The following is a 7,940-nucleotide window of genomic DNA, read 5'->3' as shown; positions in this document are numbered from 1 at the left end:
AGTTGGGCCCAGGTGTGTCTTTTGACCGGGCGTTATGTTTGGGGCCCCGCCCCGGCCCGCCCCCCCCCCGTGGGGCCCCCCCGGGGGCCGCGCGCCCCCCCGCCCCCCCCCCCCCCCCGGCCGCCCCCGGGCGGCCGACCGGGCTGCGCCCCACCGGACTGCGTGAGCGCAAGAAGCAGCAGACCAGGACGGCCCTCGTGCAGGCCGCCCACATGCTCTTCCTCAGCCAGGGCTTCGCCCGCACGACCGTCGACGAGATCGCCTCCGCCGTCGACGTCTCCCAGCGCACCTTCTTCCGCTACTTCGCCAACAAGGACGAGGTCGCGCTCGCCGTCATGGCCGACGCCGAGGACTACTTCATCGAGTGCCTGCGCCACCGCCCCGCCGAGGAGACCCCCCTCCAGGCCCTGCGCGCCTCGATCGTCAAGGCCTGGCGCGAACTCGGCACCGAGGAGCCCACCGGCCCGAACTCCATCGGCAGCGCCCTCGAACTCCTGCGGATCATCGAGGACACCCCCGCCCTGCTCGCCGCCCACCTGCGCCGGGTCACCGAGCAGGAGCGGGTGGTCGTCCAGGTCCTCGCCGAACGCGAGGGGCTCGACCCGTCGCGGGACCTGCGCCCGGTCGTCCTGGCCGCCGTCTTCGGCGGACTGCTGCGCTGCGCCCACCTCTCCTGGACGGCCGAGCAGGAGCCCGCCGGGCCCGAGGGCATGGTCCGGGTGATCGAGCGCCACTTCGACCAGCTCGGCCCGGCGCTGGCCGGCCACTGGCGCGTGTAGTACTCCAGTAGCACCCGGTACCCCGGTAGCCCCCGGAATCTCGCGCTCCAGTGCGACGACCCGGGGGGCCCGCCCTCCTAGGCTGGCCCGCGATGAACACGCCCACCGCCACCGACGCCCGCGCCTTCGCCGTACGGCAGTTGCGCGCCCTGCGCGACAACCTGACCGTCCCGAACGGCGATCCCACCCCGCTGTTCGGCAGCTCCCGCCGGCGGTGGGTCCGCCGGTTCCCCTACGTCATCGCGGTCCTCCTGCAGATCCCGCTGCTCTCCGCCGGGATCGCCTGCCTCACCGGCTTCTACGACCTGCCCGTCCCCGTCGCCGCCGCGCTGACCCTCGCCCAGACCACCCCGCTGCTGCTCGCCATCACCCGGCCGCTGGCCGCCTGGTGGATCAGCGCGGCCACCCTGGTCGTCACCGCCTCCATCACCGCCAGGTTCCCCCAGCTGATGGGCAGTTGGCCGTGGACGGCGCCGATGGTCATCGAGTACACCGTGCTGCTGCTCGTCCTCGGACTGCGCGAGCGCCGGGCCACCGTGGTCTCGGTCTGGGTCGCGACCGTGCTGCTCACCGCCCTCACCACCACCCTCGGGCTGCCCCGCTCCGGGGACGGCACCACCGTGCTGCTCATCGCCCTCAGTGGCGCCGTCCTGCTGCTCGGCTGGGCCGTGCGCGACCGCGCCGAGGCCCGCAGGCTGCTCAGCGAGCAGGAGCAGATCAGCGAGGTCGAGCGCGAGCGGCGCACCCTGCTGGAGGAACGCGCCCGGATCGCCCGGGAGTTGCACGACGTGGTCGCCCACCACATGTCGGTGATCGCCGTCCAGGCCGCCAGCGCCCCGTACCGGATCGAGGGCGTTCCGGCCGACGCCGCCGAGGAGTTCACCTCGATCGCGGACGCCGCCCGCTCCTCGCTGTCCGAGATGCGCCGGCTGCTCGGCGTGCTGCGCAGCGAGGAGTCCTCCGGTGGCAGGGCCCCGCAGCCCGGCCTGCCCCAGCTCGGCCAGCTGGTCGAGACGGTGGCCCGGGCCGGGGTGCCCGTCGAGCTCACCGTCGAGGACGGGCTGGTGGAGCGGGTGCCGCAGGCCACCGCCCTGTCCGCGTACCGGATCGTGCAGGAGGCCCTGGCCAACGTGGTGCGCCACGCGCCCGGGGCGCGCGCCTGGGCGTCGCTGACCTCCGACGGGCCGCAGTTGCGGCTGACGGTCGTCAACGCGCCCCCGCCGCGGCGCACCGAGTCCCTGGAGGCCTCCGCCGAGGGGACGGGGCACGGGCTGGTCGGAATGCGCGAACGCGTACGGCTGGCGGGTGGCAGTCTGGACACCGGCCCGCTGCCGGACGGCGGCTTCAAGGTGGCCGCCGTCCTGCCGATCGAAGCGCCCCAGGAGACAGCCGCATGACCATCCGCGTGATCATCGTCGACGACCAGGCCATGGTGCGGGCCGGGTTCGCCGCTCTGCTCAACGCCCAGAGCGACATCGACGTGGTGGGGGACGCGGCCGACGGCGCCGAGGCCCTGGAGGTCAGCGGCCGCACCCACCCGGACGTGGTGCTGATGGACGTCCGCATGCCCGTCATGGACGGCCTGGAGGCCGCCCGGCGCCTCCTCGACCCCGCCACCGGACCACTGAAGGACGCGGGCGCCCACCGGCCCAAGGTACTGATGCTGACCACCTTCGACGTGGACGACTACGTCTACGAGGCGTTGCGCGCCGGGGCCAGCGGCTTCCTGCTCAAGGACGCCCCGCCCGCCGACCTGATCGCCGCCGTCCGCGTCGTCGCGGCCGGGGAGGCGCTGCTCGCGCCCAGCGTCACCCGCCGGCTGATCGAGGAGTTCGCCCGCACCCGCCCGGTCAAGCGCCGCGACCCGAAGCTGCGGCTCAACGGCCTGACCCCGCGCGAGACGGAGGTGCTGGAGCTGATCGGCCGGGGCCTGTCCAACCAGGAGATAGCGGCGCAGCTGGTCATCGCCGAACAGACCGTCAAGACCCACATCGGGCGCATCCTCACCAAGCTCGACCTGCGCGACCGGGCCCAGGCCGTCGTCCTGGCCTACGAGTCCGGCCTGGTGACACCCGGCCAGTAGAGCCACCCCCAGGCAACCCCGAGTACCCGGGTATCACCCCCGGGTTGGCCCCGCGGTGTGACGTCCGCGGGGCCGTCGCGTTCCTACCTTCCTCCTCGTCGCCAACCGAACGGACGAGGGAGAACAGGGACATGGGGACGTACCGGGTCCGCAGGACGGTCGCCGCCGCGGCACTGGCGGTGGCCGCGATGCTCGGCGCCGGCGGATGGGCCGCCGCCGAAACCCAGACCGCCGTCACCGGCCCGCCCCCGGGCGGCGCCGCCTGGACGGCCGACACCTCCCTGGGCCTGCGCCCGCCCGACCCGGCCACCGCCACCCCGGCCCAGGTCGCCGCGTTCTTCGCCGGGTTGAGCCCGGCACAGCAGGACGACCTGATCGCCCGCCACCCCCTGACGGCCGGCAACCTGGACGGCGCCCCGGTCGAACTCCGGTACCGGGCCAACGCCCTGGCCCTCGCCGCCGCCCGCACCGAGGAGCTCGCCCGGGCCGCCGACCCGGCCCTCACCCCGCAGGACCACGAGGCCGCCCGCACCCGCGCCGAGCGCTACCGCACCCTGCTGGACGGGCACCGCCGGATCCTCGCCTTCGACCCGCGCGGCCGCGGCCAGGTCGCCGAGGTGTACGGCGACCTCGCCCGGGCCGGGCACACCGCCGTGATCGTCCCCGGCTCGGACATCGACCTGCTGAGCTTCGACCGCGCGAACGACCCGTACGGCACCCCCGCCGGCATGGGCCGCGCCCTGTACGAGGCCACCGGCGGCAGCACCGCGGTGATCGCCTGGACGGGCTACACCACCCCCGTCGGCCTCGGCCCGGACGCCGCCACCGAGCGCCTCGCCGAGGCCGGAGCCGTCCGCCTGACCAGGCTGCTCGACGGCCTCGCCGCGAGCACCCGCCCGCAGGCCCCGCCCACCGTGTTCTGCCACAGCTACGGCTCGGTGGTCTGCGGCCTCGCCCGCCCCGGCCCGTCCGAGGCCTCCCGCCTGGTGGTGCTCGGCTCGCCCGGCATGGGCGTCGACTCGGCGGCCGAACTCGCCCCGGGCGTCCCGGTGTTCGCCACCGCCCGCAACGGCTCCGACTGGATCGGCAACGTCCCGCACGTGCGGCTGCTCGGCCTCGGCCACGGCGCCGACCCGACCGACCCCGACTTCGGCGCCCGCCCCCTGCCCTCCACCGGCTCCCACGGCCACACCGGCTACTTCGCCCCCGGCACCGCCTCCCTCGCCGCGTACGCCGGCCTCGCGAGCAACTGAACAGGAGCACCAGCCATGCCGCTCACCGCCCTGCGCCGCGCCGCCCTGACGGTCGACGCCCGCACCCCCGCCACCCGCGACCGCGCCCTCGACGGGCTGCGCGCCCTCGCCCTGCTCGCCGTCCCGATCGGCCACTGGATGCTCGGCGGCCTCGTCCTCTCCCCCGACGGCGCCCTGCACAACGCCAGCCCGCTCTCCTCCCTCGGCTTCTTCGCCCCGCTCAGCTGGGGCCTCCAGCTGCTCGGGGTGTTCTTCCTGGTCGGCGGCCACTCCTCGGTCCGCTCCCTGGAGCGCGCCCGGGAGAAGGGGGTCTCGTACGGCGGCTGGCTGCGCTCCCGCACCGTCCGGCTGCTGCGCCCGGTGCTCGGGGTGGCCGCCGTCTGGGCGGCCCTCGTCCCGCTGCTGCCCGCGCTCGGCGTGCCGGGCGACACCCTGCACACCGGGGCGACGCTGGTGGTGCAGCCGCTCTGGTACATCGGGGTGTACCTGGTGCTCACCGCCGTCACCCCGCTCTGCGTGGCCTTCGGGCGGCGCCTGGGCGGCTGGTCGGCGGCCCTGCTGATGGCCTCCGTCGCCGCCGTCGACCTGCTGCGGTACGGGCCCTGGGCCGATGCGGTGCCCTCCTGGACGGGGCTGCTGAACCTGCTGCCGGGCTGGCTGTTCGGCTACCAGCTGGGCGTGCTCTGGGCGCAGGGCCGGCTCGGCCGCCGGGGCGCCCGGGCGCTGCTGCTCGGCGGCGGCGTGCTGTTCGCGGTGCTGCTGACGGTGTTCCACTACCCGGCGAGCATGGTCGGCGTGCCCGGCGCGGCGCGGACCAACTCGCACCCGCCGTCCCTGCTGGTGCTCGCCCTGGCCTCGGTGCAGTGCGGCGCGGCGGTGCTGCTGCGCGAGCGCCTGGGCCGGCTGCTGACGGCCCGCCCGCTGCTGTGGCTGCCGGTGGTGGTGGTCAACCTGTCGGCGATGACGATCTTCTGCTGGCACCAGAGCGCGATGCTGGCCGTGGCGGTGCCCGGCGCGGCGGGCCTGGGCGCCGTCCCGGGGCTGACCACCCTGCCGGACTCGCTGGGCTGGGTGGCCGGACGGCTGGCGCTGCTGCCGCTGTTCGCCGCCGCGCTGGTGGGGATCGGCTGGTTCACCCGGCGCTTCGACGGCCCGTGGACGGCCTTCTCCCGGGCCGGCAAGGCCCTGGCCGGCGCGGCGGCGGCGCTGTTCGCCGCGTACGCGCTCGGGGTGGTCTGACCGGCGCCGGATCTCGGGGCACTCCGGGGGCGCGGGCCGTACGGTCCGCGCCCCCGGCGGTGTGCCGATCCGCACGTCGGAAACGTCACACCGCCCGTCCGACCGCCCGGAGGCGCGATCTCCGCGTTCGCCGCCGTCACCTCGGCAGTCGTACGACGACGTCGGAAAGACACCCCTGGTTCATGTGAGCCATCCCACAGTTTGAGCCGGTCCGTCACTCTCCTGTGACCTCTACTCTTGCCCAGGAAGTCTGCACGTCCGAAACACGCACCCTCCGGGCACCGCCCGCGAAACGGTGACGGGCCCCAAGGGAGTTGGTGCGGTGCGCAACCGTCGACGCTGGAAGCGGGTACTGGTCGGGGCCTTCGCCGGGGCCGCCGTCCTCGCCGACGCCGGCGCCGCCGCCGCCCAGGCCGCGGCCTCCACCGAGCAGCTGGCGATCAGCACTCCTCCGGCCGGCAGCTCCGCCTGGGTCGAGGACCACAGCTTCGGCCGCGACCTGCCCGACCCCGCGACCACCACCCCGGCCGCCGCCGCGGCGTTCTTCGCCTCGCTCGCGCCCACCGAGCTGGACCGGCTCGTCAAGGACTACCCGCTGGTCGTCGGCAACTTCGACGGCGCCCCGCTGGGCCTGCGCTACCAGGCCAACAAGATCGCCCTGGCCGCCGAGCGGGACCACGCCCGCGCCCGCGCCAACGACCACAAGCTGGACGCCGACACCCGCGCCCTGGCCGTCTCCCGCGCCAACGACGTCGAGCACCTGCTCGCCCCCGACCGCCAGGTCCTCGCCTTCGACCCGCGCGGCCGCGGCCTGGTCACCGAGGTGTGGGGCGACCTCTCCGACGCCGAGCGGATCTCCGTGCTCGTCCCCGGCTCCGACGCCGACCTCGGCCACTTCGACCAGGCCGCCGACCCGCTGCGCTCCCCCGCCGGCATGGCCCGCGCCCTCTACGCCGAGGAGCGCCGCCAGGCCCCGGGCACCCGCGTCGCCGTGATCGCCTGGACGGGCTACGTCACCCCCTCGGGCCTCGGCCCCGACGCCGCCACCTCCCGGCTCGCCGACGTCGGCGCGCCCCGGCTCCAGCGCCTGCTCTCGGGCCTCAAGGAGACCACCCGGCCGGACGCGCCCCCGTCGCTGCTGTGCCACTCCTACGGCTCGGTGGTCTGCGGCAACGCCGCCCCCAAGATCCCCCGCGCCGCCGCCTCGCCCTCCGACACCTCCGGCATCACCGACCTGATGGTCTTCGGCAGCCCCGGCATGGGCGTGCAGAGCACCTCCGAACTCGGCACCGGCGTCCACGTCTGGGCCACCCGCAACTCCAGCGACTGGATCGGCAACGTCCCGTTCCTGGAGGTCGGCGGCCTCGGCCACGGCGCGGACCCGACCTCGGCGGGCTTCGGCGCCGAGCAGGTCTCCTCCGCCCACGCCGCCGGCCACAACGGCTACTTCGCCGAGGGCACGGAGAGTCTGCACAACTTCGCGTCGATCTCCCTCGGCGACTACACCGACGTCATCCGCCCGGCGAGCAGCTAGGGCCTGTAGAGGCTGAGCGCGTCCGCCGCCGCCCGCGCCAGCTCGCGGCGGGCGGACAGGGGGCTCAGCACCTCGACGTCCGCGCCCATGGACAGCAGCATCCGCACGGCCGCCGTCGACGGGAAGGCCGTCGGCAGCTCCACCCACTCCTCGGCCGGCCCGCCGCCCGGCGCGGGCGGCGGCGCGGTGAGCCTCCCGCCGTGGATGCGCAGGAACATGTCCAGCCGCCCCCGCCGGACCCTCAGCCGCACCGGCACCTCCTTGGGCAGCCGCTCCACCTGCTCCCGCAGCACCGCCCACACGTCCCCCAGCCCGATCCCCGGGCGGCGGCGCACCACCTCGTCGGCGGGCTCGGCCGCCAGCATCCGGTCCGTCCGGAACAGCCGGGGCTCGCCGTGCAGATCGGCGACCAGGTACCAGACCGTCGCCTTGCTCACCAGCCCGTACGGATCGACGGTGTACTCCACGGGCTCCGGGGTCCCGCTGTGCCGGTAGCGCAGCCACAGCCGCCGGTCGGCGAACACCGCGTACTGCAGCTCGCCCAGGTCCGGCCCGGTGCGCTCCCCCACCGGCACGGCGCGGTACCACCGGGCCGGGTCGACCAGGATGCGCTCGCTGACCCGCTCCGCGTCCGTACGGTGCGGGGCGGGCAGCGCCGCCATCACCTTGCGCAACGCCGAGCCGAGCGCCCGGTCCAGCCCGAGGTCGCTGTGCGCGCTCTGCGCGGAGAGGACGAACAGGGCGCGGGCCTCGTCGGCCGTCATCCCGGTGACGTCCGTGCGGTAGCCGGGCAGCAGCCGGATGCCGCCGTGGCGGCCGCGTTCGCTGAACACCGGCACCCCGGCGGCGGAGAGGGAGTCCACGTCCCGGTAGATGGTGCGCACCGACACCTCCAGCCGTTCGGCCAGTTCGGTGGCGGGCACCCTGCCCCTGGTCTGGAGCAGCAGGAGGATCGAGAGCAGGCGGTCGGCCTTCATGGCGAAAGATTCGCAGAAAGCCTGACGACACCTGTCAGGTTTTACTGGGAGATTGCTCACCGCGAACGCAGTGCG

The 7,940-nt window shown here is 75.2% G+C and carries 7 protein-coding genes; 6 read left to right on the top strand and 1 reads right to left on the bottom strand.

Annotated features, from left to right (window positions below; all coding sequences use genetic code 11):
* Positions 1 to 197 precede the first annotated feature (197 nt).
* From ACIRRS_RS25610 to ACIRRS_RS25585, 6 genes are all read left to right on the top strand, one after another.
* Entirely contained in the window at positions 198 to 779 is a 582-nt protein-coding gene (locus ACIRRS_RS25610) for a TetR/AcrR family transcriptional regulator (protein WP_402975069.1), read from the top strand.
* A 92-nt stretch (positions 780 to 871) separates the two neighbouring features.
* Positions 872 to 2,176, top strand: a complete 1,305-nt coding sequence (locus ACIRRS_RS25605) for a sensor histidine kinase (protein WP_402975066.1) — start codon at positions 872 to 874, stop codon at positions 2,174 to 2,176.
* Positions 2,173 to 2,862, top strand: coding sequence for a response regulator (locus ACIRRS_RS25600; RefSeq protein ID WP_402975063.1), 690 nt, complete (start codon positions 2,173 to 2,175; stop codon positions 2,860 to 2,862). Before ACIRRS_RS25605 ends, ACIRRS_RS25600 begins: the two co-directional genes overlap by 4 nt.
* 131 nt (positions 2,863 to 2,993) lie before the next feature.
* Positions 2,994 to 4,115: an alpha/beta hydrolase gene (locus ACIRRS_RS25595; RefSeq protein WP_402975060.1), complete on the top strand. Its 1,122-nt coding sequence runs from the start codon at positions 2,994 to 2,996 to the stop codon at positions 4,113 to 4,115.
* Between the two features lie 15 nt (positions 4,116 to 4,130).
* Positions 4,131 to 5,354 (top strand): acyltransferase, encoded by a 1,224-nt coding sequence (locus ACIRRS_RS25590; RefSeq protein ID WP_402975057.1) that lies wholly within the window; start codon positions 4,131 to 4,133, stop codon positions 5,352 to 5,354.
* A 322-nt stretch (positions 5,355 to 5,676) separates the two neighbouring features.
* Positions 5,677 to 6,888, top strand: a complete 1,212-nt coding sequence (locus ACIRRS_RS25585; protein WP_402975054.1) for an alpha/beta hydrolase — start codon at positions 5,677 to 5,679, stop codon at positions 6,886 to 6,888.
* Here ACIRRS_RS25585 and ACIRRS_RS25580 read toward each other — a convergent pair.
* A complete protein-coding gene (locus ACIRRS_RS25580) occupies positions 6,885 to 7,865 on the bottom strand; it encodes a helix-turn-helix transcriptional regulator (protein WP_402975051.1) in 981 nt (326 codons plus the stop codon). The genes ACIRRS_RS25585 and ACIRRS_RS25580 overlap by 4 nt on opposite strands.
* Positions 7,866 to 7,940 lie beyond the last annotated feature (75 nt).

The organism is Kitasatospora sp. NPDC101183 (assembly GCF_044767945.1).
Classification (GTDB): domain Bacteria; phylum Actinomycetota; class Actinomycetes; order Streptomycetales; family Streptomycetaceae; genus Kitasatospora.
The sequence above is the reverse complement of the archived record's forward strand: the minus strand, read 5'-3'. Positions and strand labels throughout refer to the sequence as shown.